Origin of the sequence: Micromonospora sp. 067-2 (assembly GCF_046549295.1) — a bacterium.
Taxonomy (GTDB): domain Bacteria; phylum Actinomycetota; class Actinomycetes; order Mycobacteriales; family Micromonosporaceae; genus Micromonospora.
In genome coordinates this window covers 44,577-70,997 of the sequence record NZ_JAJPWB010000003.1, presented here as the reverse complement: position 1 = coordinate 70,997, position 26,421 = coordinate 44,577, and the positions used below count along the sequence as shown (strand labels likewise).

Annotated in this window: 23 protein-coding genes; 17 read left to right on the top strand and 6 right to left on the bottom strand. The window is 72.3% G+C overall.

Annotated elements, in window-relative coordinates; all coding sequences use genetic code 11:
- The first annotated feature begins 429 nt into the window (after window positions 1-429).
- Window positions 430-876, top strand: a complete 447-nt coding sequence (locus ACLJN9_RS07005; RefSeq protein ID WP_410810276.1) for a hypothetical protein — start codon at window positions 430-432, stop codon at window positions 874-876.
- A 185-nt stretch (window positions 877-1,061) separates the two neighbouring features.
- Here the strand turns inward: ACLJN9_RS07005 and ACLJN9_RS07000 are convergent, their stop codons facing one another.
- Window positions 1,062-1,457, bottom strand: a complete 396-nt coding sequence (locus ACLJN9_RS07000; RefSeq protein ID WP_410810275.1) for a hypothetical protein — start codon at window positions 1,455-1,457, stop codon at window positions 1,062-1,064.
- 182 nt (window positions 1,458-1,639) lie between these two features.
- Here ACLJN9_RS07000 and ssd point away from each other — a divergent pair, with 182 nt between their 5' ends.
- The 7 genes from ssd to ACLJN9_RS06965 all read left to right on the top strand — a co-directional run bounded on the left by ssd (window position 1,640) and on the right by ACLJN9_RS06965 (window position 6,811).
- Window positions 1,640-2,743, top strand: coding sequence for a septum site-determining protein Ssd (gene ssd / locus ACLJN9_RS06995; RefSeq protein ID WP_410810274.1), 1,104 nt, complete (start codon window positions 1,640-1,642; stop codon window positions 2,741-2,743).
- Window positions 2,740-3,951, top strand: coding sequence for a TadA family conjugal transfer-associated ATPase (locus tag ACLJN9_RS06990; RefSeq protein WP_410810273.1), 1,212 nt, complete (start codon window positions 2,740-2,742; stop codon window positions 3,949-3,951). The genes ssd and ACLJN9_RS06990 overlap by 4 nt, the downstream gene beginning before the upstream one ends.
- Window positions 3,924-5,111 carry a hypothetical protein gene (locus ACLJN9_RS06985; RefSeq protein WP_410810272.1) on the top strand — a complete coding sequence of 396 codons (1,188 nt, stop codon included), beginning with the start codon at window positions 3,924-3,926 and terminating at the stop codon, window positions 5,109-5,111. Before ACLJN9_RS06990 ends, ACLJN9_RS06985 begins: the two co-directional genes overlap by 28 nt.
- Complete coding sequence (locus tag ACLJN9_RS06980) at window positions 5,111-5,755, top strand: type II secretion system F family protein (RefSeq protein ID WP_410810271.1); 645 nt, start codon at window positions 5,111-5,113, stop codon at window positions 5,753-5,755. The genes ACLJN9_RS06985 and ACLJN9_RS06980 overlap by 1 nt, the downstream gene beginning before the upstream one ends.
- 23 nt (window positions 5,756-5,778) lie before the next feature.
- Window positions 5,779-5,946: a DUF4244 domain-containing protein gene (locus tag ACLJN9_RS06975; RefSeq protein WP_081883916.1), complete on the top strand. Its 168-nt coding sequence runs from the start codon at window positions 5,779-5,781 to the stop codon at window positions 5,944-5,946.
- Window positions 5,947-6,023: 77 nt separating this feature from the next.
- Window positions 6,024-6,383: a TadE family type IV pilus minor pilin gene (locus ACLJN9_RS06970; RefSeq protein WP_410810270.1), complete on the top strand. Its 360-nt coding sequence runs from the start codon at window positions 6,024-6,026 to the stop codon at window positions 6,381-6,383.
- A gap of 50 nt (window positions 6,384-6,433) precedes the next feature.
- Entirely contained in the window at window positions 6,434-6,811 is a 378-nt protein-coding gene (locus tag ACLJN9_RS06965; protein ID WP_410810269.1) for an Rv3654c family TadE-like protein, read from the top strand.
- 506 nt (window positions 6,812-7,317) lie between these two features.
- Here ACLJN9_RS06965 and ACLJN9_RS06960 read toward each other — a convergent pair.
- The 3 genes from ACLJN9_RS06960 to ACLJN9_RS06950 all read right to left on the bottom strand — a co-directional run bounded on the left by ACLJN9_RS06960 (window position 7,318) and on the right by ACLJN9_RS06950 (window position 10,700).
- Window positions 7,318-7,896, bottom strand: a complete 579-nt coding sequence (locus ACLJN9_RS06960) for a hypothetical protein (RefSeq protein ID WP_410810268.1) — start codon at window positions 7,894-7,896, stop codon at window positions 7,318-7,320.
- A gap of 121 nt (window positions 7,897-8,017) precedes the next feature.
- Entirely contained in the window at window positions 8,018-8,221 is a 204-nt protein-coding gene (locus ACLJN9_RS06955) for a hypothetical protein (RefSeq protein ID WP_410810267.1), read from the bottom strand.
- A gap of 97 nt (window positions 8,222-8,318) precedes the next feature.
- A complete protein-coding gene (locus tag ACLJN9_RS06950; RefSeq protein WP_410810788.1) occupies window positions 8,319-10,700 on the bottom strand; it encodes a DEAD/DEAH box helicase in 2,382 nt (793 codons plus the stop codon).
- Window positions 10,701-10,890: 190 nt separating this feature from the next.
- On the opposite strand from ACLJN9_RS06950, the gene ACLJN9_RS06945 reads away from it, so the two are divergent.
- The 6 genes from ACLJN9_RS06945 to topA all read left to right on the top strand — a co-directional run bounded on the left by ACLJN9_RS06945 (window position 10,891) and on the right by topA (window position 19,033).
- Window positions 10,891-11,247, top strand: a complete 357-nt coding sequence (locus ACLJN9_RS06945) for an STAS domain-containing protein (protein ID WP_410810266.1) — start codon at window positions 10,891-10,893, stop codon at window positions 11,245-11,247.
- On the top strand, window positions 11,244-11,681 hold the full coding sequence (locus ACLJN9_RS06940) for an ATP-binding protein (protein WP_363750521.1): 438 nt from the start codon (window positions 11,244-11,246) through the stop codon (window positions 11,679-11,681). The genes ACLJN9_RS06945 and ACLJN9_RS06940 overlap by 4 nt, the downstream gene beginning before the upstream one ends.
- Window positions 11,682-11,996: 315 nt before the next feature.
- Complete coding sequence (locus ACLJN9_RS06935; protein WP_410810265.1) at window positions 11,997-14,345, top strand: sodium-translocating pyrophosphatase; 2,349 nt, start codon at window positions 11,997-11,999, stop codon at window positions 14,343-14,345.
- Window positions 14,346-14,456: 111 nt separating this feature from the next.
- Entirely contained in the window at window positions 14,457-14,999 is a 543-nt protein-coding gene (locus ACLJN9_RS06930) for a hypothetical protein (protein ID WP_410810264.1), read from the top strand.
- Complete coding sequence (locus ACLJN9_RS06925; RefSeq protein ID WP_410810263.1) at window positions 14,990-15,760, top strand: hypothetical protein; 771 nt, start codon at window positions 14,990-14,992, stop codon at window positions 15,758-15,760. Before ACLJN9_RS06930 ends, ACLJN9_RS06925 begins: the two co-directional genes overlap by 10 nt.
- A 372-nt stretch (window positions 15,761-16,132) precedes the next feature.
- Window positions 16,133-19,033, top strand: coding sequence for a type I DNA topoisomerase (gene topA / locus ACLJN9_RS06920; protein ID WP_410810262.1), 2,901 nt, complete (start codon window positions 16,133-16,135; stop codon window positions 19,031-19,033).
- Between the two features lie 187 nt (window positions 19,034-19,220).
- Here the strand turns inward: topA and ACLJN9_RS06915 are convergent, their stop codons facing one another.
- Window positions 19,221-20,537, bottom strand: coding sequence for a D-arabinono-1,4-lactone oxidase (locus ACLJN9_RS06915; RefSeq protein WP_410810261.1), 1,317 nt, complete (start codon window positions 20,535-20,537; stop codon window positions 19,221-19,223).
- Window positions 20,538-20,762: 225 nt separating this feature from the next.
- On the opposite strand from ACLJN9_RS06915, the gene ACLJN9_RS06910 reads away from it, so the two are divergent.
- On the top strand, window positions 20,763-21,362 hold the full coding sequence (locus ACLJN9_RS06910; RefSeq protein ID WP_252416343.1) for a TetR/AcrR family transcriptional regulator: 600 nt from the start codon (window positions 20,763-20,765) through the stop codon (window positions 21,360-21,362).
- Between the two features lie 49 nt (window positions 21,363-21,411).
- Here ACLJN9_RS06910 and ACLJN9_RS06905 read toward each other — a convergent pair whose 3' ends face one another.
- The gene (locus tag ACLJN9_RS06905) at window positions 21,412-22,620 is read right to left on the bottom strand and encodes an amino acid deaminase/aldolase (protein ID WP_410810260.1); all 1,209 of its coding nucleotides are present in this window, start codon (window positions 22,618-22,620) and stop codon (window positions 21,412-21,414) included.
- A 341-nt stretch (window positions 22,621-22,961) separates the two neighbouring features.
- On the opposite strand from ACLJN9_RS06905, the gene tmk reads away from it, so the two are divergent.
- Both tmk and ACLJN9_RS06895 read left to right on the top strand, forming a co-directional pair.
- A complete protein-coding gene (tmk, locus tag ACLJN9_RS06900; RefSeq protein WP_410810787.1) occupies window positions 22,962-25,061 on the top strand; it encodes a dTMP kinase in 2,100 nt (699 codons plus the stop codon).
- On the top strand, window positions 25,061-26,314 hold the full coding sequence (locus ACLJN9_RS06895; RefSeq protein WP_410810259.1) for a DNA polymerase III subunit delta': 1,254 nt from the start codon (window positions 25,061-25,063) through the stop codon (window positions 26,312-26,314). The genes tmk and ACLJN9_RS06895 overlap by 1 nt, the downstream gene beginning before the upstream one ends.
- Window positions 26,315-26,421: the final 107 nt, after the last annotated feature.

The following is a 26,421-nucleotide window of genomic DNA, read 5'->3' as shown; positions in this document are numbered from 1 at the left end:
TGGGGTCGACACCACTCGACGTGACGGGCCCGCTCAGGCAGACTTGTCCGCACGATGAGTTTTCATATCCCAGAAAACAGACAGACCCTCGGCGGTTGCACCCCCCGTAACCGCTGAGTGGTTCGGCTCGACCCCCCCGGAGCCGAACCTTCGACGACCCCCGTCTCCCCCCGACGGGGGTCGTCCCTTTCCGGTGGGAGCGCGCCACCGCGCTGGGAGTGAACGGCCCCGAGTCGTCACCGGCGAACCTGTCGAGGTGAGCCTCCAGTCGTCTTGCGCAACCTGCAGTACGAGGGTGATGGACCGCGTGCTCTGGCAGTAGGACAGCAATCCTGGCTCTCCTCGTCAGGCATGACCGAACGTCGGATCTTGATCGGATGCGGAACCACTAGCATCGGCACGATTCCCGGTCCAGGAAACGGAGACGCAGTGCAGCAGAAGCTTCAAACCCGTGCGTTCGAGCAGGTGGCGCCGATCCTGCAGCCCGGTGAGGAGCCGGTAGCGGCGACTCGGGCCATGGTCGGAAAGTTCTCGTCCAGTCGAGTCGGGACGGTCGTCAGCCAGGCGATCAGGCTCGAGGTCGGCGGAGCGTTGTTGGGTGCGGTACTCGCGTCGACCCGCAAGCAGTTCGTCGTGCTCACCGACCGTCGACTGATCTTCCTGACGCAGACGTTTCTGGGCGGCCCCGGAAAGAAGGTTCTCGGTGAGGTCTCCCGCGAACAGGTTTCGCTGGCCGAGGCCAAGATGGGGGTCGTGAGTCTGCTGCGCGTCGCGTTCGGCGCGCAGGGCGACGGTGTAGCCCTCACCTTCCCCCGCGTGGACAAGAAGAACGCCGAGGCTCTCGCGGATGCGCTGCGGCAAGGGCCGGCCGCCTGACCGCAGGGCACGCACCGCGCCGCGACGCCGCGTCGCGCCGCAGGTGATCAGGCACGAATGATGGTGGCGGCCCGGCTCTGCTGGGTCGCCACCTCCGCCTCTGCTCGCGCAGCCCGCCACCGCTGGTACGCCAGCCTGCCGGCAGGGCTACCGACGAAGTCAGCCGGTCCGGTCAGTCGCGGGCGTCAGGGCTGCATCCGGTCCGGGTCGTCGAGAACGGCTTCCGCCAGCCGCTCCGGGAACATCCGCCGCACACTGTCGGCGTGGGCGATCCCGTCGAGCGGCTGCGTCACCAGGTCGCCGTCGACCCGTACCGGCAGGGACACACCGGAGGTCAAGCCCGGCTCCGGTGTGCCTTCGCAGCGCGCCCAGGCGTACGACGAGGAGCCTTCCCGGCCGAGCAGCCGGACCTTGCACGTGCCGGGTCCGTCGAGCAGTTCGCCGGGCAGGAGTGCGGCCAGACGTTCCTCCTCAGCCTGGACCGCGGCAGTGCTCCGGTCAGGCAACGCGTAGGGCGGCTCGGAGCAGCCAACCAGTAGTCCGACTGCCAACCCGAGCCAGCCAACATGTCGAACAGTCACCTGCCGAGCATCCCACCCCGCTTGCAGGTGCGCTGGGGCTGGCCCTGCGCTTAGCAGATCAACTGTCTTGCCGGGAGTTGTCCACAGCTCGCGGAGTTGTCCACAGACAGCGCGGTCGGGACGGTTTGCGGGGCGGAACCCGAGCAGGGTCGGCGGCACACCCGACCCCGCTGGAGGCCGCGATGGCACCCCGTACCTCCGTTCCGACGATCCGACGACTTCCCCTGGTCGTCACCGAGGACGGCGACCTGCTCGACGATCTGCTCCGGCTCGCCGCCGCAGGCGGGACCGAGGTGGAACTCGCCGCCGACCCTACGGCCGCGCGCACCCGCTGGCTTCCCGCGCCTCTGGTGCTCCTCGGCGCCGACCAGGCGCAGCCGTGCCTGCGCGCGCGACTGCCGCACCGGCCACGGCTGGTGCTGGTCGGCCGGGCCGGCCAGATCGACCCCGGCTGGCAGATCGCCGAGCTGATCGGTGCCGAACACGTCGCCGCGCTTCCCGCCGCCGAGCCGTGGCTCGTGGATCGGTTCGCCGAGCAGACCACGGATCGCCCGGACGGCTCTGGCGCCCGGATCGTCGCTCTGCTCGGCGGGCGAGGCGGCGCCGGGGCGAGCGTGCTCGCCGGCGGGCTCGCCGTGACCGCTGCCCGGGCCCGACTCCGCACCCTGCTCGTCGACGCCGACCCGCTCGGCGGTGGCCTCGACCTCGTGCTCGGCTGGGAGCAGCTGGAAGGGCTGCGCTGGCCCTCGTTGACCGGAGCGGACGGGAGGGTCGACGCACCGGCACTGGTCCGGGCGCTGCCCAGCCGCGGTGACCTGGTGGTGCTCTCCTGGGACCGCGGCGACCTGATGGCGCTGCCCGCGGCAGCGATGGCGGCGACCGTGGACGCGGCCCGGCGCGGCCGCGACTTCGTGGTCATCGACCTGCCTCGGCAGCTGGACGACGCTGCCGTGATCGCGTTGCAGGCGGCCGATCAGGCGTTCGTCGTCGTTCCGGCCGAGCTGCGGGCCACCGCGGCGGCCGCGCGGGTGGTCGCCGCCGCCGTACCGCACTGCGGCGCACTCTCGGTGGTGGTGCGCGGTCCCGCTCCGGGTCGGCTGGGCGCGGCCGAGGTGGCGCGAGCCCTCGGGCTTCCCCTCGCCGGCACGCTGCGCCCCGAGCCGGGGCTCTGCCGGGGGTTGGAGCGGGGCGAGGCCCCGGCCGCCGCCGGCAAGGGTCCGCTGGCCGCGCTCTGCCAGCGGATCGTCAGCGAGCTCACCGGCGTACCGGCCACGGGTGCGGCATGACTGGCCGGCCGGAGGACGCCACCCTCGCCGCACGGGTACGGCAGCGCATCGCCGCGGCCACCACACCGGTCACGTCAGCGGCGATCGTCTCCGCGGTGCGGGCCGAGCCCACCGCCGCGGTGCTGGGTGACAACGCCGTGCTGCGGATCGCCGACCGAGTCCACGACGACCTTGTCGGCGCCGGGCCGCTGGCCCCGCTGCTGGCCGATCCTGAGGTTACGGACGTACTGGTCAACGAGACCCGGGTCTGGGTCGACCGGGGGGCGGGCCTGCACCAGGTCGCCGTCCCGGTGGGCTCGGTGGAGGACGTCCGCCGACTGGCGCAGCGACTGATCGCCAGCGCTGGTCGGCGGCTCGACGACGGTTCGCCGTACGCCGACGCCCGGCTTCCCGACGGCACCCGACTGCACGCCGTGCTGCCGCCGGTGGCGACCGAGGGTCCGTACCTGTCCCTGCGAACCTTCCGGCACCGGCCGTTCACGCTCGACGAGCTGGTGCGCCAGGGCACCGTCCCGCGACCGGTGGCACCAGTGCTCGCCGCCGTGGTCGCGGCCCGGCTGGCGTACCTGGTCACCGGCGGCACGGGGTCGGGCAAGACGACTTTGCTCAACACGTTGCTCGGGCTGGTGCCCGCCACCGAGCGGATCGTGTTGGTCGAGGATGCCGCCGAGCTACGTCCGGCGCACCCGCACGTGGTGGGGCTGCAGGCGCGGACCGCCAATGTGGAGGGATCGGGCGTGGTGAGCCTCGGCGACCTGGTCCGGCAGGCGTTGCGGATGCGCCCGGACCGCCTGGTGGTCGGGGAGTGCCGGGGCGGCGAGGTGGTCGACCTGCTGGCCGCTCTGAACACGGGTCACGACGGTGGTGCGGGCACGCTGCACGCCAACAATCCGTCGGATGTGCCGGCCCGGCTGGAGGCGCTCGGCATGCTGGGTGGGTTGCCCCGCACCGCGCTGCACGCCCAGGTGATCGCCGCGTTGCAGGTGCTGTTCCAGGTGCGCCGAGGCGACCGAGGGCGAGTCCTGGAGTCGATCTGCCTGCTCCTTCCGGAAGGGCCCGACCGGTTGGTGACCGTGGTGCCCGCCTGGGTGCGCGGTCACGGGCTCGGGCTGGCCGCTCGCGCGTTCGGGGCGCTGTTGAGAGACCGTGGCGTGGCGGTACCGCCGATCCTCGGCGAGCCGTGGCCCGGATCGGCGGGTCCGGCATGAACGGCGGGGCGGTGCTGGTGGTGGCGCTGCTGCTGGCCGCCGCTGCACTCGTGGCCTGGCCCGTGCACAGCATCCGAGGCCGCCGCCGTCGGGTGCTGCCAGCGGCGGGGCGTGCAACGGCGCGGACGGAACCGGACGACCCGCTGGTGGCCTGGGTCACCGAACTCAGCCGGCCCCTGGACGACCCGGTCGACGGGTTCAACGGTAGGCAGTCGCCGGTTGGTTGGCCCACGCGGGATGTCGCCGGCGGCCAACCCTGGCCGTGGGCGACGAGCGCGCCGGCCGGGTCCACCCGACCGGCTGGTTCGGCACGCCCGCCGACCCGTCGGGACTCCCGTCGACCGGCCGGCACCGACCGGCCATCTGCCGGCACCTCGGCGTCCGCGCAGCGGCCCGGGACGGCCGTCGCCGTGCCGACCATCGACGCTGACGGCCCGGACGTGGCGCGTCGGGGGAACGCGGCCGGCATGGCCACCGCTGAGGCTCCCGGCGACGTCGACCGACGTCGGTACGAGCCCGTCGGCCATCCGGACACCAAGGCCGGCGGGCAGCCGAGGGCGACTGCCCCGGCGCGCGTGCTGCTGCTGGTGGGCCTGGCGGGAGCCGGTGCCGGTGCCGCGCTCGCCGGGCCGGTGGCCGCCGTCGCGGTGGGTGGCTACGGCACCCTGGCGGTGCGGGGGCTGCTGCGCTGGCGGACGAACCGACACGTCGAGCGGATTCGTCGGCGCGGGTTGGACCAGCTGTGCGGTCTCGCGGCGGATCTCCGGGCGGGCCTGCCCGTTCCGCCGGTCGTCGAGATCGCCTCCGCCGGTGGGCCGGACCGACTTCGCCAACTGACCTCGGCCGCGGTGCGGCTGGCGGACCGGACGGGTGCGCCACTGGCGGACCTCATCGAGCGCATCGAGGCGGACGCGCGGGCCACCGACCGAGGGCTGGCCGCCGCGGCGGCCCAGGCGGCTGGCGCGCGGGCCACCGCCTGGTTACTGGCGGCCCTGCCGGTCGGCGGGATCGGGCTCGGATACGGCATCGGTGTGGATCCGTTGGCGGTGCTCCTGCACAGCAGGGTCGGCGGGGTCTGCGCGGTCCTTGCGGTCGTCCTGCAGATCGTCGGTCTGCTCTGGGCCGAACGCCTGGGGGCGACCCCGGGGCGGCCCGGTTGATGCCCCGGACGGCTCCGAGCGCGGGATCGAAGGCGTCACCCGGTCGCCTGCGGCCGGACACCATCCGGCTCGCTGCCGCTCTGGGCGGGCTCGCCGTCGCCGTGGTGGTCGGAGGCTGGTTCGGGCTGCTCGGCGCGGTACCGACCGCGTTTTGCCTGGACCGGCTGCTGCGGCGGATCGAGTCGCCGGCTGCGCGCAGGCGACGGCTTCGGGAGGCCGGCGACCTACCGCTCGCCGCCGACCTGCTGGCCGCCGCCATGCGTGCGGGCGCCCCGGTGGACCGCTCGGTGCTGGCCGTCGCGGACGCCTTGGACGGCCCGCTCGCCGACCGGCTCGCCCGGGTCGGCCGCATCCTGCTGCTCGGCGGCGGCCCGACGGAGGCGTGGTCCGTGCTGGACGGGGTGCCGGGAGCTGAGCGGCTGGCCGCCGCCGCGTTCCGCTCGGCCACCAGCGGGGCGGCTCTGGCCGGCGCGCTGGCCCGGCTCGCCGACGACCTGCGCGCCGACCGGGCCACCGCCGCCGAGGCGTCCGCGCGGCGAGCGGGCGTGCTCATCGTCCTGCCGCTGGGGCTCTGTTTCCTCCCGGCGTTCATTCTCGCCGGCCTGGTGCCGGTGATCGTCGCCGTCCTCGGCGACGTGCTCTGACCCATCGAGAAGGGACATCAGTCATGCGCAAACTCATCGCCCGCCTGCGCGGCGACGCCGGGATGAACACCGCCGAGTACGCCGTGGGCACTCTCGCCGCCGTGGCCTTCGCCGGAATCCTGCTGAAGGTGTTGACCTCCGGCAACGTCCAGTCGGCGCTGACTGCCGTCATCGACCGGGCACTCAAGTGATCGGGCGCCGGCAGGCCGGCTGTCATCGGAGGTGCGGCATCGTCAGGTGGACGACGGCTGGCCGTCCGAGGTTCGGCATGGTCGACCGGCCCGGTGACGCCGACCGGGGGTCGTTCACGGCCGAACTGGGGGCCGGCCTGCCGGCGCTGCTCCTGCTCCTGCTCGCCGGCCTGACCGCGGTCAACGCCGTCAGCACCCGGGCGAGCTGCCTGCACGTGGCCCGGGAGGCGGCGTTGGCCGCCGCCCGGGGCGCGGACGGCGGCGGCGGGGCTGCGGCACCGCCGGGGGCGGTGGTGTCGGTGTCGATCGACGGCGACAGGGCCCAGGCGACCGTACGGGCACCCGTGCGCACACTGGGCGGTCGGCTGCCGCGGATGACCGTCCAGGCCACCGCCGTCGCGGCCGTCGAACCCGGAGCCACGCAGGGGAGCGGGTGAACCGGCGGCAGGGCAGGCCGGGCTGCCGGGTCAGGACCGGTTCACCACCTTTGCGTCAGAAGCGGCCCGGCGCCGGATGGCTGCATCGTGACCGCGGTGGAGCAACGGTGCTCCTGCTGGCGGTGGGACTGGTCTTCGTGCTGGTCGGAACGTTCGGTGCCGCCGTCGCAGCGACCGCCATGGCGGCTCAGCGGGCGGCGGTGGCAGCCGACCTGGGCGCGCTGGCGGGGGCCAGCAGGGCGTTCGACGGTGAGGCGGCGGCCTGCGCTTCCGGCGCGGACATCGCTGGTCGCAACGGGAGCCGGATGGTCGACTGTCGTCTCGACGGGCTGGACGTGTTGGTGACGGTCGAGGTGGCGGTAACGCCCCTGCCCGGCCTGACCCGGGTAGCGGTGTCCACGGCCCGCGCCGGCCCCGTGCGCGGCTGAACGGCTCCACCTCGAACGGTCACCGCGATGCCCGGGGCATTGTCCGGCACATGGGGTGCTGGGTCGCGCGCCCGGCGCGATGTCCATGAAGCGGGTGCGGGTGCGGGTGCGGTGCGGTGCGGTGCGGGTGCGCTGTGGGTGCGGTGCGGTGCGGTGCGGTGCGGTGCGACGGGCCTGTGGAGCTGAATCGTTGACGACATCAGTTCCGATTCGTTTGCGGCATCAGCTCCATAGGGGTCGCGATCCACCACAGGGCCGCGAAACGAGCCCGTAGCGAACCGACCTCGCCGCGCGGCCAGTCCGCCGCGGGCAGCCCCGCCGCGGGCAGCCCCGCCGCGGGCAGCCCCGCCGCGGGCAGCCCGGCGCGGACAGCCCGTGGCGCGGCCAGTCCGCCGCCGATCATGCGGCCGCAGCATGCTGGCCGGGACGTGGGCTCGCAACCCACGTCCCGGCCACGGCTGACCAGGCCGGCGGCTGAGCGGCAAGTGCCGATCGGGCCGGGTGCGTCAGCGGGCCTGGAGCGCGTCCAGAGCAATGGCCATCGCGATGACAAGACGCCGGTCGATCTGCGGGTTGTGCACCTCGACGATGTACTTGTCACGCAGGCCCCACTTCTTCACCACGGAGAAGACCGTCTGGCCGCCGGCGACGAAGTCGAAGTGGTATGGCAACCAGGACAGCGAGTCGACGAACCGACGCAGCAGTGCCACCGGCAGGCTGCGCTCCTGACCCGTCACCTGCGGCAGGCCGGCCTGCTCGACGTGCCAGGTGGAGCGGAGCAGCGACTGAGCGAAGTCCTTGCGGAACAGGCCGATCGGGTTGCTGGCGGCGTCGGTGACGTCGTACGTGGCACCGAGGTCGATGCGCTGGCGGGCCTTGAAGCCGAGCAGGGTCTGCTGCTTGGAGTCGTCGGTGTAGATCGTCACCTGTTCCTTGAAGGCGAGCCGCTTCTGCTGCGCGAAGGCCAGCAGCTCACCCTCGGTGCCGTCCGACGCGACCGCCCGGACCTCGTACTGGTTGACCATCATCCGCAGTCGCTGGCGGATGTGGAACTGCTGCAGGGTCTGCAAGTTGTCGAGCTGCATCTGGTCTCCTCAGGGGTTTGGTGCGCCGGAGTCTCGCACAGCCCGACACGTACGGCAGGCCCGCGTCCCCCGGCGCGCCCGCGGTGACAGATTCACCCCGTCCGATCAGTATTCGTCAGGGTCAGCGGCCGTCGACGGTGGCGCGCAGCGCCCAGCCGTTGAGGACCTGGTGGATAACGCGCAGCCGTTCGTTGATCTGCTCAAGCCGTTCCGCCTGGGCCAGGGTGGCCAGCGCGGACCCGAGCGCGATCTGCTGGTCGGGGGTGAGTTTCTCCTGGTCGATGCTGTAGAGCAGGTCGACGGTCTCGGTGATGGTGTCGGCCACGGCTCCTCCTCTGGCGGTGGGGTAACGGCAAGATGCAGATCTATGGAAGCGCTCCCAAGCCCTTTGTGCCCACTGCGCCGTCGAATCATGCAGGACTTCAGGCGGGCAGGTTCGCCAGCACCACGTCGAGGACCCGGATCGCGCCCGGCTTCGAGAGCGGATTGTTGCCGTTGCCGCACTTCGGCGACTGCACGCAGGACGGGCAGCCGGTCTCGCAGCCGCACTCCGCGATCGCATCCCGGGTGGCCCGTAGCCACGCCGACGCCGTCCCGTACGCCCGCTCGGCGAAGCCGGCGCCCCCCGGGTGGCCGTCGTAGACGAAGACGGTCGGCGCCTCGGTGTCCGGATGCACCGCGGTGGATAGTCCGCCGATGTCCCACCGGTCGCAGGTGGCCATCAGCGGCAGCAGGCCGATCGCGGAGTGTTCGGCGGCGTGCAGTGCCCCCGGCACGTCGGCCGACTGGACACCGGCGGAAGCCAAGGACTGCGGTGACAGGGTGAACCAGACCGCCACCGTGCGCAGTTCCCGGGTGGGCAGGTCGAGCGGCCGGGTGTCGATCACCTCGCCGGTGGCGATTCGACGCCGCTGGTACGACACGACCTGACTGGTCACGTCGACCTCGCCGAGGAACATGCCCACGGGGCCGGCGTCCACGTAGGAGCGTACGGACACCACGGACAGGTCGGTGACGTCCCGGGCGTGGGTGGACCAGTCCGGCTCCTCGGCGTGCACCAGCGCGCAGCCGTCGGCGAGGTCGAGCTCGTCGACCACGTACGAGACGCCCTGGTGCAGATAGACAGCCCCGGCGTGAAGCAGGAAGTGGGAGGAGCCGCCGTCCACCGTGCCGAGCAGGCGGCCGGTGGCCGACTCCACCACGCAGACCGGAGCGCCGCCCTCACCTCGCAGGTCCACCTCGGGGCGCTCCCGGTGCCGCCAGTACCAACCGGTGGGTCGCTGCCGCAGCGCACCCGCAGCCACCAGCTCGTCGATCGCCTCCTTGGCCCCGTCGCCGAAGAGCGCCAGGTCGGCCGAGGTGAGCGGCGCTTCGACGGCGGCGCAGGCCAACTGCGGGGCCAGCACGTACGGGTTGGCCGGGTCGAGCACCGTCGCCTCCACCGGTGCTCCGAAGATGGCCTCCGGGTGGTGCACCAGATAGGTGTCCAGCGGGTCGTCCCGGGCCACCAGCACGGCGAGGGCCTCCTGCCCGGAGCGCCCGGCGCGGCCCGCCTGCTGCCAGAGCGACGCCCGGGTGCCCGGATAGCCGCAGATCAGCACCGCGTCCAGCCCGATCAGGTCGACACCCAGTTCCAGCGCGTTGGTGGAGGCCAGACCGAGCAGGTCACCGTGCAGCAGGGCGCGCTCCAGCTCGCGTCGCTCCTCACGCAGGTAACCGCCCCGGTAGGCGGCCACCCGGTCGCCGAGCCCCGGCACCGCGTCGTCCAGTGCCCGGCGGGCGTTGGCGGCCACCACCTCGGCGCCCTTGCGGGAGCGGACGAACGCGAGCGTGCGTACCCCCTCGGCGACCGTGTCGGCGAGCAGGTCTGCGGTCTCCCGCAGCGCCGACCGGCGGACCTGGACGAGGTCCGGGGCGTCGTCGTGCCCGCCTGTCGCCTGCGCGGGCACCGAGGCGGCAGCCGAGGAGTCGGATGGGAGCAGCGGCGGTTCCCAGAGAGCGAAGGTCACCCCGCCGCGCGGTGAGGCGTCCTCGGTGACCGCGGTCACCGGCAGGCCGGTCAGTCGCCCGGCCGCGGTCGCCGGGTCGCCGGACGTCGCCGAGGCGAGGACGAACACCGGGCTGGCCCCGAACCGGGCGCACTGCCGGCGAAGCCGACGCAGCACGTGCGCCACGTGGGAGCCGAAGACCCCCCGGTAGGTGTGGCACTCGTCGACGACCACGTACGCCAGGCGGCGCAGGAAGCCGGACCACTGGGCGTGCCCGGGCAGGATGCTGTGGTGCAGCATGTCCGGGTTGGTCAGCACGAAGCGGGAGTGCCGGCGGATCCACTCCCGCTCGGCGCGCGGGGTGTCCCCGTCGTAGCAGGCGGGGCGTACCCCGTCGAGCTCCAGTGCGGCGACGGCCCGCAGTTGGTCGGCGGCGAGCGCCTTGGTCGGGGCCAGGTAGAGCACGGTGGCCCGGGGGTCGGCGCTCAGGGTGGCCAGCGCCGGGAGCTGGTAGGCCAGCGACTTGCCGGACGCGGTGCCGGTGGCGAGGACCACGTGCCCGCCGTCGTACGCCAGGTTGGCCGCCTCGGCCTGGTGCTTCCAGGGCGCGACCACGCCGCGGCGGGCGAACGCGGCGCGCAGCTCCGTCGGTGCCCACGTCGGCCACGGCGCGGGTATCCCGGCGCGGGCCGGCACCCGCTCGACGTGGGTGACCGGGTCGCCGGCGCCGCGCGCACGCAGCCGGCCCAGCAGGTCGGTCGGCGACGGCCCGGGATCGGGGCTCGCGGATACGGTGGTCACGGACGACGGCTCCAGGTCGTGGCCGGGCGACAGGCGCGCCGGGCCGAAGCTGTCGTCAGTCACGTCCTGCACTCTCGCACTGGTGTTCGGAGATGAAAAGTCTGGCCCGGGGGTAAGGGGAAGCCTCCGCCGGTGACCGCAGGGTGCTCCGGCGGTAGTGGTTAGATGCCCCAGGAGAGTTTACGGCTCTGGCGAGGAGGACCCGATGGAGCTGTCGCTGGCGACCCGTACCGTGGGCGAGCACACGGTGCTCGAGGTCGGCGGTGAGGTGGACGTCTACACCGCGCCCCGGCTCCGCGAACGGCTTCTCGAACTGATCGACGGTGGCGCCCGACACGTGGTGGTCGACCTCTATCGGGTGGACTTCCTCGACTCAACCGGGTTGGGCGTGCTGGTCGGCGCGCTCAAGCGGCTCCGTACGGCCGGCGGCTCGTTCGCCCTGGTCTGCGACAAGGAGCCCCTGCTCAAGATCTTCCGCATCACCGCGTTGGACCAGGTGTTTCCGTTGCACCCCACGGTCGATGCCGCCGTCGGCGCGGAGCCGACCGGCGCCACCGCGTGATGGCGACGGTCCGGCTCTCCTTCTCCCCGGCGCCGGTGCACGTGCGCACCGCACGGCTGGTCGGCGTCGCCGTCGCCCGGCGTGCCGGGGTCCGGGAAGACCTGCTGGACGAGGTTCGCCTGGCCATCGGTGAGGCGTGCACCCGGGCGGTGGCGCTGCACCGCCAGTACGGTCTGGCCGACCCGGTGCTGGTGGAGATGTCCGACGCCGGGTCGTACTCGGTGCGGGTGGTGGACCGCGCCCCGATCGAGGCTGGTATCGGGCTGGCCGCGTTGCCGCCGGACGAGCTGGCCAACGAGTCGCTCACCGACGAGGCGCTGACCACGGGCGTCGGCTTCGCGTTGCTCGCCGGTTTCGTCGAGGACCTTCAGGTGCGTCCCGTCGACGAGGGCGTCGGCACCGAGGTGCGGATGGTGTGGCCGGTCGGCCGCTGACCCCCGCTGTGCCACAGGCCGCATCCCCAGGGGGTGCGGCCTTTCGTCATGGACCGGTCCCTATATCAGATTTCGTTTCATAACACAGCGACGAAGATCATCGAGACACGGTGCCACCTCGGTGTGACCTCCGACACTGCCGAGGGCTACAGTACCCGGGTTGTCAGCAAGTGATCCATCTCGTAGCCAGCGGGTATGGGTGGTCATCGCTGGTCCGCTGGGGTGGGTTGGCGCGCGCTTGCGAGTCCGCATTTCAGGCGCTGGTGGGTGCGTCTCCACTGACCGGCGCGCGTGTTCGGTATCAGGAGGACACAGATGTCCGAGACCTTGGCCGCCGACAGCGGCGCGCTATCCCTAACCGGGGCCAATGCCAGGTACGTCATCATCGCGGCGGTCATCGCGTTGGTGGCGCTCGCCTTCGCCGCCGCCCTGACCAAGGCGGTGCTGGCGGCCGGCAAGGGCACCACCAACATGCAGGAGATCTCCGGCGCGGTCCAGGAGGGCGCCTCGGCGTACCTGCTCCGGCAGTTCCGCACCCTGGCGATCTTCGTGGTGATCGCGGTGATCCTGCTCTTCCTGCTGCCGGTGCACGACACCGACGGCAGCGAGATGGCCGTGAAGCTCGGCCGGTCGGCGTTCTTCGTGGTGGGCGCGGTGTTCAGCGCGTTCATCGGTGGCGCCGGTATGTGGCTGGCCACCCGGGCCAACCTGCGGGTTGCCGCCGCCGCCCGGGAGCGGGCAGGCGGCCGCGAGGCGGCCATGAAGATCGCCTTCCGGACCGGCGGCGTGGTCGGGTTCCTCACCGTGGGCCTCGGCCTCTTCGGCGCCGCGCTGGTCGTCATCCTCTTCGAAGGTGACGCCCCGACGGTGCTGGAGGGCTTCGGCTTCGGCGCCGCCCTGCTCGCGATGTTCATGCGGGTCGGCGGCGGTATCTTCACCAAGGCCGCCGACGTGGGCGCCGACCTGGTCGGCAAGGTCGAGCAGGGCATCCCCGAGGACGACCCGCGCAACGCCGCCACCATCGCCGACAACGTGGGCGACAACGTCGGTGACTGCGCCGGCATGGCCGCCGACCTGTTCGAGTCGTACGCGGTCACCCTGGTCGCCGCACTGATCCTCGGACGCGCCGCGTTCGGCGAGGACGGCCTGGTCTTCCCGCTGATCATCTCCACCATCGGCGTGCTGGTCGCGATCTTCGGTGTCTTCGTCACGCGGCTGCGCGCGTCCGACCGCAACGCCCTGACCGCGATCAACCGGGCCTTCTACATCTCGGCGGTGCTCTCCGCGGTGCTGGTGGCGATCGCTGCCTACGTCTATCTGCCGGCGACCTTCGCCGAGTTGGAGGGCGGGCTCACCGACGTCGACCGCAACCCGAGGCTCGTGGCCATCGGCGCGGTGATCATCGGTATCGTGCTGGCCGCCGCGATCCAGGCACTGACCGGCTACTTCACCGAGACCAACCGGCGTCCGGTGCAGGACATCGGCAAGAGTTCGCAGACCGGTGCGGCCACCGTCATCCTCGCCGGCATCAGCATCGGTCTGGAGTCGGCCGTCTACTCGGCGCTGCTGATCGGCGCCGGTGTCTTCGGCGCGTTCCTGCTCGGTGGCACCTCCATCACGCTGTCACTGTTCGCGGTGGCGCTGGCCGGCACCGGCCTGCTCACCACGGTCGGTGTGATCGTCGCGATGGACACCTTCGGGCCGATCTCCGACAACGCCCAGGGCATCGCCGAGATGTCCGGTGACATCGACGAGCACGGCGCCCGGACGCTCACCGAGCTGGACGCGGTCGGCAACACCACCAAGGCGATCACCAAGGGCATCGCGATCGCCACGGCGGTGCTCGCGGCGACCGCGCTGTTCGGGTCGTACACCGACTCGCTGCGCACCGCGTACGCGGACGCCGGCGTGGGTGACGTCGGTACGGAGATCCTCAACTCGCTGAACGTGGCGAACCCGCGCAACCTGGTCGGCCTGATCATCGGCGCGGCGGTGGTCTTCCTCTTCTCCGGGCTGGCCATCAACGCGGTGTCCCGCTCGGCCGGCGCCGTGGTCATGGAGGTCCGCCGGCAGTTCCGTGAACTGCCCGGCATCATGGACCGCACCCAGCGCCCGGAGTACGGCAAGGTCGTGGACATCTGCACCCGGGACGCGCAGCGTGAGCTGCTGACCCCCGGTCTGCTCGCCATCCTGGCGCCGATCGCGGTCGGCTTCGGTCTCGGGCCCGGCGCGCTCGCGTCGTACCTGGCCGGGGCGATCGGGGCCGGCACGCTGATGGCGGTCTTCCTGGCCAACTCCGGTGGTGCCTGGGACAACGCCAAGAAGCTGGTGGAGGACGGCGCGTACGGGGGCAAGGGCTCCGAGGCGCACGCCGCGACGGTCATCGGCGACACGGTCGGCGACCCGTTCAAGGACACCGCCGGCCCGGCCATCAACCCGCTGCTCAAGGTGATGAACCTGGTGTCGTTGCTGATCGCGCCGGCCGTGGTGGCGTTCAGTGTCGGCGACGACCGGAACACCGCCCTGCGGGTGGGCATCGCGGTGGTCGCCACGCTGATCATCGTGGCGTCGGTGGTGTTCAGCAAGCGCAACGGCATCGCGATGGACGACTCCGACACCGGTGCGGGCAGCACGGACCAGCGGCCGGAGGCGGTCAACGCCTGACGGCCCTCGGCACCGGGTCCCCGGTCGGTGAAGTCACGCCGACCGGGGACCGCCGGTTCCGGGCCGTCCTGACCGGTGCCACACCCGCCCGAAGGTCGTACGCTGCAACGCATGCGTACGTGCCGGGCGTCAGCCGCCGGAAGGTTCACGGTGGTCCTGGCCACGTTCGTCGTCGTGCTCTCCGGCTGCGGTGGCGGCCCCAGCCCACGGGCCTGGGCGGCCTCGGTCTGCGGTGCGCTCACCCCGTGGCGCTCGGAGATCAGCAAGTTGACCAGCAGCACCGACGAGCAGATGAGTGCGCAGACCACGCCGGCGCAGGCCAAGGAGAACCTGGTGCGGCTCTTCGGTGGGGCGGAGCAGGCCAGCGAGACCGCGCGCCGCAAGGTGGAGCAGGCCGGCATCCCGGAGACGGCCAACGGCGAGGCCGTCTCCGTCGGCTTCCGCAGCTCACTGGAGAAGATGCGGGACGCGTACGGTCGGGCCCGGGACAGCATCGACGGGCTGGGCACCGGCGAGCCGACCGTCTTCTACGACGGCGTGCGCGCCGCGGTGGAGACCCTCAACAAGGAGTACGACGCCAGTGCGCTGGACACCAGCCGGCTCAACTCCGAAGAGCTGAAGAAAGCCTTCGACGAGGTGCCGGAGTGTCGCTGAGCGGGTCCGGCGACACCGGTGCGGCTCAGCCGCTGCCGGCGCTGTTCCCAGCGCCCGAGCCTGACGGGTCGGCACGACCACGCAGCGGCCCGGCCACGTCGTCGCCACGACGGCGCAGCGGCCCGGTCACGTCCGGGGCGAGCCCGCCGTCTCCCGCGGCACAGCAGGCCGAGGACGCGATGCGGCAACTGGTCTTCTTCGGTGCGGAGGCGGCCGAACCAACGGTCGCCGATCTGGCCGGACTGCTCGCCGGCCCGGGCGAGGTGGTGCGGATGGGCGGCACCGCCCGCCTCTCGGTGCGGGTGGACGCCGCCTGGCGGGTGCACGTGCTCGTCGCCGAGTTGGCCCTGCGCGGGCTGGCGGCGAGCTGGGAGCCGATCGGGGACGAGCGACACGCCGTCCGCACCTCGTACACCCGGGTTGTGCAACCGCTCGCGGTCGCCTGGCTGCACGGCCCGGTGAAACGCCCGCCGGCCACCTTCCACCTCACCGGTCGGCGGCTGCGGCTCTGGCTCGCCGCCGCCGGGACGCCGGAGCCCTCCGGCGGCTTCCTGCTGGGGCTCGGCGAGGGTGACCAGGAGTGCTGGGAGCCGATCGGCACGGCACTCGCCGCCGCCGGCCTGGACGGCGCCCTCATCGGCCCGGGCGAGGGCGGCCCGGGGTACCGGATCAGCGGCCGGCGCCGGTTGGGTCGGCTCGCCGAGCTGGTCGGGGGGCCGCCGCGCGCGGCGCCGGCAGACGCCTGGCCGACTCGACCCTGATCAGGCGACGAGACCGGTCACTGCGCCCAGAGGAGCAGGTGGCCGGCATGGCGGCCGCGTGTCCGGTGCCGGACAGCCGGCGGGTCGATACAGGCGGAAAACGGGCCGGTCGGACCTCGACCGAGAGTCCGCCATCATCACAGTGACCCGCTTCGAGCCCTACCCACGGTGTACGGTGGCGCCGTCCGGCAGTGCCGAGCACGGCGGGGCGGGAGTTGACCGCCGCGCCGGAGCGGTTTGCGGCCCGCGAAACCCGAAACGCGGGCGGCGCGTTACGTTGGACATCCGGACCGCCGGTGCGACGGCGGGGTCGAGAGCGGTCGCTGTCCGGGCGCCGGCAGACCACGAGCAGGAGTGAGGTCGGGGAGAGACGTGCCGAGCAACGCTGGAACCACCCGTCTGGTCATCGTCGAGTCACCGGCGAAGGCCAAGACGATCTCGGGCTACCTCGGCCCGGGGTACGTCGTGGAGGCCAGCTTCGGTCACGTCCGCGACCTGCCGCGTAACGCCGCCGACGTGCCGGCCAAGTACAAGAAGGAACCCTGGGCCCGGCTCGGGGTGGACGTGGACAACGGCTTCCACGCGCTCTACGTCGTCTCCGCCGACCGTAAGCAGCAGATCAGCAAGCTGATAAAGCTGGCCAAGGAGGTCGATGAGATCTTCCTTGCCACGGATGAGGACCGCGAGGGCGAGGCGATCGCCTGGCACCTGGTGGAGACGCTCAAGCCCAAGGTGCCGGTCAAGCGGATGGTGTTCCACGAGATCACCAAGCCGGCGATCCAGGCGGCGGTGGCCAACCCGCGGGAGATCGACCGCGACCTGGTCGACGCCCAGGAGGCCCGGCGGATCCTCGACCGGCTCTACGGCTACGAGGTCTCCCCGGTGCTGTGGAAGAAGGTCATGCCGAGGCTCTCGGCGGGCCGGGTGCAGTCCGTGGCGACCAGGATCGTGGTCGAGCGGGAGCGCCAGCGGATGGCCTTCCGCACCGCCGAATACTGGGACATCCTGGCCACCCTCGCCGTGCAGAACCCCGGCGAGGGGCCGCGCACCTTCAACGCCACCCTGATCGCGCTGAACGGCGACCGGATCGCCACCGGCAAGGACTTCGAGCCGACCACGGGTCGCGTCCGGGCCGGCGCCGGCGTCGTCCACCTCGACGAGGGCGGGGCAAGGGGCCTCGCGGCCCGGCTCGACGGGCGGCCGTTCACCGTCACCCGGGTCGAGGAGAAGCCCTACCGTCGCCGCCCGTACGCGCCGTTCATCACCTCCACGCTCCAGCAGGAGGCGGCCCGCAAGCTGCGCCTGTCGTCGCAGCAGACGATGCGCACCGCCCAGCGGCTGTACGAGAACGGCTACATCACCTATATGCGTACCGACTCGGTCAACCTGTCGGAGACCGCCATCTCGGCGGCCCGCCGTCAGATCGTCGAGCTGTACGGCGAGCGCAGCGTCCCACCGGAGCCGCGTCGCTACACCGGCAAGGTGAAGAACGCGCAGGAGGCGCACGAGGCCATCCGCCCGGCGGGAGACAACTTCCGCACCCCGGGCGAGGTCGCCAAGGAGCTGTCCGCCGAGGAGTTCAAGCTCTACGAGCTGATCTGGCGCCGGACGATCGCCTCGCAGATGACCGATGCGGTGGGCTCCAGCGTCTCGGTGCGCATCCGCGCGGTCTCCACCTCCCAGGAGGAAGCCGACTTCGGCGCCACCGGCAAGACCATCACCGACCCGGGCTTCCTGCGGGCGTACGTCGAGTCCAGCGACGACGAGAACGCCGAGGCCGAGGACGCCGAGCGCCGGCTGCCGAACCTGGTCCGCGATCAGGCCCTCACTGCCGACGAACTGGCCGCGCAGGGCCACCACACCCAGCCGCCGTCGCGCTACACCGAGGCGTCGCTGGTCAAGGCCCTGGAAGAGCTGGGCATCGGCCGCCCGTCCACCTACGCGTCGATCATGCAGACAATCCAGGACCGGGGGTACGTCACCAAGCGCGGCCAGGCGATGATCCCCACCTTCCTGGCCTTCGCGGTGATCGGGCTGATGGAGCGGCACTACCCCCGCCTGATCGACTACGACTTCACGGCCAGCATGGAGAACGAGCTGGACGAGATCGCCGGCGGTGACCACGCCGCGGTCGACTTCCTCACCGCGTTCTACTTCGGCAGCGCCAACGGTGCCGGCGACCAGGACATCGCCCGCTCCGGCGGTCTGAAGAAGCTGGTCACCGAGAACCTCAGCGACATCGACGCGCGCAGCGTCAACTCCATCCCGCTCTTCACCGACGACGACGGCCGCGAGGTCGTCGTGCGGGTCGGCCGGTACGGGCCGTACCTCCAGCGTGAGTTGCCTGGCGGCGTGGCTCAGACCCCAGCGGGCTCGGCGTCAGCGGGCTCGGCGTCAGCGGATTCGGCGTCAGCGGGCTCGGCGTCAGCGGGCTCGGGTGAGGGCGAGGAGGGCGGTGCTCAGGGTGACCGGGCGCCGATTCCCGAGGGCCTGGCTCCGGACGAGTTGACCCCGGAGAAGGTGCACGAGCTGTTCCTCGGCGGCAGCGGGGAGCGCAAGCTCGGCGACGACCCGGGCACCGGCGAGCCGATCGTGCTCAAGTCCGGCCGGTTCGGCCCGTACGTGTCCAGTGGCGAGCGGAAGTCCTCGCTGCTGCGCTCGCAGACGCCGGACTCGCTGACGCTGGAGGAGGCGCTGAAGCTGCTCAGCCTGCCCCGGCTTGTCGGCGTCGCACCGGACGGCGTGGAGGTGTTCGCCAACAACGGCCGCTACGGTCCGTACGTCAAGCAGGGCGAGGAGTTCCGATCGCTGGACTCCGAGGACACGATGTTCACGGTGACCCTGGACGAGGCGCTGGCACTGCTGGCCGCCCCGAAGACACGGGGCCGGCGGGCAGCCGCGCCGCCGCTGCGCGAGATGGGCGTCGACCCGTCGACCGAGAAGCCGCTGGTGATCAAGGACGGTCGGTTCGGCCCGTACGTCACCGACGGGGAGTTCAACGCGTCGTTGCGGCGCGGACAGACCCCGGAGGCGCTGACCATCGAGGAAGCCTCGGAGATGCTGGCCGACAAGCGGGCCAAGGGACCGGCGCCGAAGAAGAAGGCAGCGGCGAAGAAGGCTCCGGCGAAGAAGGCCACCGCAACCAAGAAGACGGCCGCCGCGGCGAAGTCCACCGCCGCGAAGAAGACCACCACCGCCAAGGCGACCACCACCGCCAAGAAGACCCCGGCCAAGAAAGCCACCCCTCGCAAGGCCCCCACCAGCACGGAGTGACCCTGCGCTACGAGATCCGTCAAGGACGCGCTCTCCAATGCGCCAGACGTAACCGGCCCCTAGATCTTGGACAGTTCCCGTGAAGGCGGAACGGTAACTGTCCAAGATCTACGACTTGCCGCGGCCGGGGTGCGTCTGTGTCACCTGGCGACCCGCGTCGGGCTGGTCTGGTCGGCGAGGACAGGCGTCAGGCGCCGAGGATTCGGTTCAGGTGGGGGTTGGTGAAGACTCGGTCGGGGTCCAGGCGGTCTCGGAGCGTCTGGAAGTTGGCGAAGCGGGGGTAGGCGGTGGCCAGCGAGGCGGCGTCGCGGTAGTGCAGCTTGCCCCAGTGCGGGCGACCGCCCAGCCCGGCGGCCACCTCCTCGAAGGCGCGGAAGTACGGCTCGTACGGCATGCCGACGTACTGGTGCACGGCGATGTAGGCGTTGTCCCGGCCGTAGCCGTGCGACAGCCAGATGTCGTCGGCAGCGGTGAACCGCACCTCGACCGGGAAGAGCACCTTGAACGGCAGCCCGTCGACGATCCGTTGGAGCGCGGCCAGCGCCTCGGGTAGTGCCTCGCGGGGCAGGCCGTACTCCATCTCCACGAAGCGGACCCGGCGCGGGGTGCAGAACACCCGGTCGGAGCGGCCGGTGTAGCGGCGTTCGGTGAGCGCGCGGGCGGACACCGCGCTGATTCCCGGGGCCAGCGCCGGTACGGCGCGGCCGACCCGGCAGGCGCCGGCGAAGACGGTGTTGGCCAGGAAGTCGTCGTCGAGCCAGCCGCGCCAGCGGGGCAGCGGCCGGTCGTCGACGGGTACCCGGTTGTTGGTCTTGACCTGGACGCGCGGGGTGTAGGGGAACCAGTAGAACTCGACGTGGTCGTGGGCGCCGATCAGCGTGGGAAGGTCGCCGAGCACGTCGGCCAGCGCGGCGGGGCGTTCGTGGGCGTGCAGCACGAAGGCGTCCACGCAGCGCAGGGTCACCTCGACCAGCACGCCGAGCGCGCCGAGCGACACCCGGGCGGCGGCGAGGACGTCGGGGTGCTCGCCGGCGGAGCAGCGCAGCACCTCGCCGGTGCCGGTGACCAGTGTGATCGCCTCGACGAAGGTGGACAGACAGCCGTAGCCGGCGCCGGTGCCGTGGGTGCCCGTGGAGATCGCGCCGGCCACCGTCTGCGCGTCGATGTCACCGAGGTTGGGCAGGGCGAGGCGGTGCCGGGCGAGAAGGGCGTTGAGCGCCCGCAGGGTCATCCCCGCCGGTACGGTGACCAGCCGGCGCTCGGTGTCCACCCGTACCTCGGTGTTCAGCTCGGACAGTTCCATCCGCCGGTCGTCGGCGAGCGCGATGGCGGTGAAGGAGTGGCCGCTGCCGGTCACCCGGATCCGGCCGCCGTCGTTGGCGGCGGCGCGTACGGCCTCGGCGACGTCGGCCGGTGAGCCGGGGCGCAGGATGGCGGTGGCGCTGCCCCGCTGGTTGCCGGCCCAGTTGGACCAGGCGGTGGTGAGTGGTGCGGTACCGACCATGCGCACTCCCGGAGATGAATATGAACTGACTTCATATCAGGAACGTTGTACCTGGTAAATACCGCAATCGAGGTCCGCTCGTTGTACCGGTAGTCACGGTTTCGTGACGTGGAGATATGTTCATCCGTCGAAGGGGGGTGGCGCCGAGTGTCCACACCAGCCGCCACGACCGGGCCGCTGCGCCGCGTACCGGTGCAGGGTCGAAGTGTCGCGCGGGTACAGCGCATGTTGGATGCCTGCGCCGAACTCGTCGACGAGGTGGGGTACGAGGGTTTGACCACGACCCTGCTCGCCGAGCGTGCCGAGGTGGCGATCGGGTCGGTCTACCAGTTCTTCCCGGACAAGCGGGCGATCGTGCAGGCGTTGACTCTGCGCACAATGGAGTCCTACCTCCAGCGGCTCGACGAGCGGTTCGCCTCTGACGAGATGACACACTGGTGGGACGGCGTCGACGCGGGGATCGATGAATACATCACGATGCACCGCACCGTTCCAGGTTTCCGTACCCTTCACTTCGGCGACGTGGTCGACCTGCACCTGCTCGACGAGCAGCGGGACAACAACGGCGTCATCGCCGACCAGTTGGCCCGGGTGCTCACCGAGCGTTTCGGGCTGACCGACGTACCGAAGCTGCGATTCGTGCTGGAGATCGCCGTGGAGGCGGCCGACGCGCTCATCAAGCTCGCGTTCCGCCGACGGTCCGATGGCGACGAGCGGGTGCTGCTCGAGGCGAAGGCGCTGATCCGGGAGTACCTGCACCGCCAGGTCGACGGCCCGGAGAGCGATCGGTACACCGCCGAGCAGCCGGCGACCCAGCCGGCCTGACCCCGCCCCGCGCCCGCCCCGGCGGGCCGGCGCGGTGCAGCGGGTCAGTTCAGAGGAACGCCTGACCCTCGCCCCGATAGGTGGGCACGGTCGCCACCACCGCGTCGCCCTCGACAAGGTGCAGTTCGTTGACCCGCTCGCACAGCTCACCGGCCTTGGCGTGCCGGAACCACACCCGGTCGCCGATGCGCAGGGTGGCCGCCGCCGCGCCGGAGAGCGGGGTCTGCACCTCGCCGGCGCCCTCGGTGCCGACGAGCTTCAGGCCGGGCGGCAGCCACGGCCGGGGCAACCTGCTGTCGGCGGCCGGGCCGGAGGCGATCCACCCGCCGCCGAGCACGGTCGCCAGCTCCGGCGTCGGCCGGCGGACCACCGCGCAGGCGAAGAACGCCGCCGGGGTGGGGCGCCAGGCCCGGTAGGCGTCGAACAGCGTCGGCCCGTACAGGCCCGATCCCGCGGTGACCTCGGTGACCGCGGGATCGGCGCTGGTCGCGGCCACGCTGCCGGTCCCGCCGCCGTTGACGAACTCCAGGTCGGCGTGCTCGCGGACCGCGGCGACCGCCGCGCCCCGGCGGGCCAGCAGTTCACGGTACGACCCGCGCTGGGCCAGCCGGATCGCGCCGGCCAGCAGCGTCTGCCCCGGCGGCGCGTCGCCCAGGCCGGCGATCTGCGCCTCGTACGACATGAGCCCGACCAGCCGGAAGCCGGCCCGACCGGCGACGGTGGCGGCGAGCGCGCCGGCCGCCCGCGCGCTGTGCACCGGTGAGCGGCGGACGCCGACGTGCACCCGTCCGCGCAGCGGTCGCCAGGAGGCGTCCAGATCCAGGCAGACCCGCAGCTCGGGGCGCTGCCCGGGGGGTCGTACGGCGTCGAGGAGGTCGAGTTGCCCGGTGCCGTCGATCATCAGGGTGATCGCGGTGGCCAGCGTGGGGTCGGCGGCCAGCTCGGCGACCGCCGCCCGGTCGGCGCTCGGGTAGGCGACCAGCACGTCGTCGCTCACTCCGGCGCGGACCAGCCAGATGGCCTCGGGCAGGGTGAACGCCATCACGCCCCGCCAGCCGGGTCGGGCGAGCGCGCGGCTGATCAGCTCTCGGCTGCGGACCGACTTGCTCGCCAGTCGGACCGGCTTGCTGGCGGCGCGGTCGGCCAGAGCGGCCGAGTTGGCGTCGAAGGCGGTGAGGTCGATCACCGCGTACGGCGGGTCGAGGTGGGCGGTCGCCCGATCCAGACGCTCGCGAAGTTTGTCGCTTTCGATGGCCACGTGTGCACGCTAACTGTCCGACGATGAATGCGAAACACCCTCGCGTACGTCCGGGCTGCGGCTGGTGCCTTCGGCGGCCTAGGCTCAGCGAGCAGGAGAATGTCGCCGGTGGGGTGGCCCCCCACCAGGTCTAGAGTGTTCCACCGGAGGTGCCCAGCGATGGGCCGGCACGTGGAGGTACGGCCATCGAAAGCCAGAACAGCGGCGAGTCGTCCGGCGTGTCGCGCTCCGGCGGCCAGCCCCGCAACGCCGACAGCGCCGGTGCCGCCGCGGACTCCGGAAACCCGGCCAACCAGTCCGACAGTCAGGTGGACCCGTCCGGCTACGCCGCCATCCGGTCGGTGCTGCGCATCCGACCGTTCCGGCGGCTCTGGCTCGTGCTCGGCGCCGCCTCCTTCGGTGACTGGCTCGGCCTGCTGGCCACTGCCCTCTTCGCCGCCTCCCAGGTGCAGGGCAGCGGTGCCCAGGGCGCCGCGTTCGGCGGGGTGACCGCGATCCGGCTGCTGCCCGCACTGGTGCTCGGCCCGGTGGCCGGCGTCTTCGCCGACCGCTTCGACAGGCGTTGGACGATGGTCATCTGTGACCTGCTGCGCTTCGTGCTCTTCGCGTCCATCCCGCTCTACGCCCTCACCGGCGCCGCGGGCGGCCTGGTGGTCGGCTGGGCGCTGATCGCCACCTTCCTGATCGAGTCGCTCACCCTGCTGTGGATCCCGGCCAAGGAGGCGGCGGTCCCCAACCTGATCCCCCGCGCCCGACTGGAGGCGGCCAACCAGCTCACCCTGATCACCACCTACGGCCTCACCCCGGTCGCCGCCGCCATCGGCCTCGCCGTTCTCGACCGCGGCGTCAGAGGCGCCGTCGGCGGTGATCTACCCTCCTGGGCTGAGCCGGCTCAGCTCGCACTCTGGATCAACGCCGTCTCCCGGCTCGCCACCGCGCTGGTGGTGGCGTTCGGGATCAAGGAGATCAGCGAGGCGCAGCGCGGCGAGACGGAGCGTGCCGAGCAGAGTATGTTCCGGCAGTTCTCCCAGGGCTGGAAATACATCGGCCAGACCCCGCTCGTCCGCGGCCTGGTGCTGGGCATCTTCGGCGCGTTCGCCGGCGGCGGCATCGTGGTCGGCACGGCCAAGTTCTTCGCCAACTCGCTGGGTGCCGGTGACGCCGCGTTCTCTCTGCTCTTCGGCGCGATCTTCGTCGGCCTGGCGCTCGGCATCGGGCTCGGCCCGATGATCGTCAAGGACATGTCCCGGCGCCGCTGGTTCGGCATGAGCATCGTGCTGGCCAGCGCCGCCGTGATGACGCTCGCCTTCGCGATCCACCTGTCCATGGCGATCGTCGGCGCGGTGCTGGTCGGCGCCGGCGCCGGGATGGCCTTCCTGGCCGGCACCACCCTGCTCGGCGGGGAGGTGGCCGACGAGGTACGCGGTCGGGTCTTCGCGGTCGTGCAGATCGGCACCCGACTGGTGCTGATCCTGGCCATCGGGCTGAGCAGCGTGCTGGTCGGCGTCGGCGGCTCCCGAAAGCTGACCATCGCCGACCTCGGCATCTCCGTCTCCTCGACCAGGCTCCTGCTGCTCGCCGCCGGTGCCGCCGGCATCTTCGCCGGGATCAGCGCGTTCGGCCAGATGGACGACAAGAAGGGTGTGCCCGTCCTCGCCGACCTCTGGGGCTCCATTCGGGGCCGGCCGCTGATGCCGGCCGAACCGTTCGTCTCCGCCGGGCTCTTCGTGGTCTTCGAGGGCGGCGAGGGCGCCGGCAAGTCCACCCAGCTCGCCGCGCTCGCCGAACGGCTGCGCGGCCAGGGACGCGACGTCCTGGTCACCCGCGAGCCGGGGGCGACCGCGGTCGGTCAGCGGATCCGGTCGCTGGTGCTGGACACCTCCGGCGACGAGGCGCCGTCCCCCCGGGCCGAGGCGCTGCTCTACGCCGCCGACCGGGCGCACCACGTGGCCGCCGTGGTCCGGCCCGCACTGGTCCGTGGCGGCGTGGTGATCAGCGACCGGTACGTGGACTCGTCGCTCGCGTACCAGGGCGCCGGGCGGACGCTCCCGGTCGACGAGGTCTCCTGGCTCTCCTCCTGGGCCACCGGCGGGCTCAAGCCCGATCTGGTGGTACTGCTGGACGTCGAGCCGCGGACCGGCCTGTCCCGGGTGGCGTCGCGCAGCGCGGGCGTCGACCGGCTGGAGGCCGAGTCGGTCGCCTTCCACGAGCGCGTCCGGTACGCCTTCCTCGACCTCGCCGCCGCCGACCCGAAGCGTTACCTGGTGCTCGACGCGTCCCGACCGGCCGAAGAGATCACCGGTCAGGTGGTCCGTCGGGTCGAGGAGATGCTCGGCAAGCCGGGCGGCATCGTGCACCCGCGCCCGGCTCAGGGCCCGGACACCTCGGTGCAGCCCGAGTTATCCGACGCGGAGCTGGTGACGATGGAACATCGGACCTGATGCCGGACGTCTTCGCCGACCTGGTCGGTCAGGAGGAGGCGGTGCACGAGCTGCGCCGGGCCGCCAGCGCCGCGTCGGCCGTGCTGCGGGTCGGCGCGGCCGAGAGAGCGCCCGCGCTGATCGCCGCCGCCCCGGTCGAGGGTGTCGCACCCGACGGGCCGGATCCATCCACCGGAATGACCCACGCCTGGATCTTCACCGGGCCACCTGGCTCCGGCCGTTCCGTCGCCGCGCGGGCCTTCGCCGCGGCCCTGCAGTGTGTGCACGGCACCGGCTGCGGCGAGTGTCCGGGCTGCCACACCACGATGGGCGGCACACACGCCGACGTTCGGATGGTCGTGCCGGAGGGGCTCTCCATCGGTGTCGGCGAGATGCGTGCGCTGGTGCTGCGCGCGGCCAGCACCCCGTCCGGCGGGCGCTGGCAGGTGGTGGTCATCTCCGGCGCCGACCGGCTCACCGAGGCCGCCGGCAACGCGCTGCTCAAGGCGATCGAGGAGCCCCCACCGCGTACGGTGTTCCTGCTCTGCGCCCCGTCCACCCACCCGGACGACATCTCGGTGACCATCCGGTCGCGCTGTCGTGTCGTACCCCTGCGTCAGCCGCCGTCCACGGCGGTGGCCGAGGTGCTGGTCCGTCGGGACGGTGTCGCGCCCGATGTCGCGCAGTGGGCGGCGGCGGCCGCGCAGGGGCACGTGGGTCGGGCCCGGCGGCTGGCCCGCGACCCGGAGGCTCGCAAGCGACGCGAGGCGGTGCTCGCCGTGCCGCGACGGCTGACCGGCGTCGGTGCGGCGTTCGACGCGGCGTCCGCGCTGATCGAGGCGGCCGAGGCGGAGGCCGAGGCGTCGGTCGCCGAGGCCGACACGACCGAGCGGGCGGCGCTGGAGATGGCGCTCGGCGCGGGCGGCACCGGCCGGGGCGCGGCCGGCGCGATCCGCGGTGCCGCCGGGCAGCTCAAGGAGCTGGAGAAGCGGCAGAAGTCACGGGCCACCCGGGCCCAGCGGGACGCACTGGACCGGGCGCTGATCGACCTCGCCGGCTTCTACCGGGACGCGCTCACCATGGCGCTGCGCGCCCCTGTCGCCCCGGTGCACACCGACACCGCCGCGGTGGCCGGTGCCGGGGCGCAGAAGTGGGACGCCGAGGGGTCGCTGCGCCGGCTGGAGGCCGTTCTCGCCTGCCGGACGGCCATCGAGGCGAACGTCAAGCCGCGGATCGCGGTCGAGGCGATGATGCTCGCCCTCTGGAAGGGCTGACCCGCAGCCCTGCGCCGTTGTCCACAGGCATCGACACGCCCGATTGCTGTGCGGTACGGTCCGTGTGCCGTGGTGACGGTGACGGCACGCTCAGTGATGGCTCATCC

Excerpts from the sequence above, each read along its gene's own strand:
- ACLJN9_RS06960 (WP_410810268.1), bottom strand. The coding sequence starts at position 7,896 with ATGCAGCTCGACAACTTGCAGACCCTGCAGCAGTTCCACATCCGCCAG.
- ACLJN9_RS06975 (WP_081883916.1), top strand. The coding sequence starts at position 5,779 with ATGCGCAAACTCATCGCCCGCCTGCGCGGCGACGCCGGGATGAACACC.
- ACLJN9_RS06895 (WP_410810259.1), top strand. The coding sequence starts at position 25,061 with ATGCCGGACGTCTTCGCCGACCTGGTCGGTCAGGAGGAGGCGGTGCAC.
- ACLJN9_RS06930 (WP_410810264.1), top strand. The coding sequence starts at position 14,457 with ATGCGTACGTGCCGGGCGTCAGCCGCCGGAAGGTTCACGGTGGTCCTG.
- ACLJN9_RS06935 (WP_410810265.1), top strand. The coding sequence starts at position 11,997 with ATGTCCGAGACCTTGGCCGCCGACAGCGGCGCGCTATCCCTAACCGGG.
- ACLJN9_RS06980 (WP_410810271.1), top strand. The coding sequence starts at position 5,111 with ATGCCCCGGACGGCTCCGAGCGCGGGATCGAAGGCGTCACCCGGTCGC.
- ssd (WP_410810274.1), top strand. The coding sequence starts at position 1,640 with ATGGCACCCCGTACCTCCGTTCCGACGATCCGACGACTTCCCCTGGTC.
- ACLJN9_RS06990 (WP_410810273.1), top strand. The coding sequence starts at position 2,740 with ATGACTGGCCGGCCGGAGGACGCCACCCTCGCCGCACGGGTACGGCAG.
- ACLJN9_RS06945 (WP_410810266.1), top strand. The coding sequence starts at position 10,891 with ATGGAGCTGTCGCTGGCGACCCGTACCGTGGGCGAGCACACGGTGCTC.
- ACLJN9_RS06970 (WP_410810270.1), top strand. The coding sequence starts at position 6,024 with ATGGTCGACCGGCCCGGTGACGCCGACCGGGGGTCGTTCACGGCCGAA.
- ACLJN9_RS06910 (WP_252416343.1), top strand. The coding sequence starts at position 20,763 with ATGTTGGATGCCTGCGCCGAACTCGTCGACGAGGTGGGGTACGAGGGT.
- ACLJN9_RS06915 (WP_410810261.1), bottom strand. The coding sequence starts at position 20,537 with ATGGTCGGTACCGCACCACTCACCACCGCCTGGTCCAACTGGGCCGGC.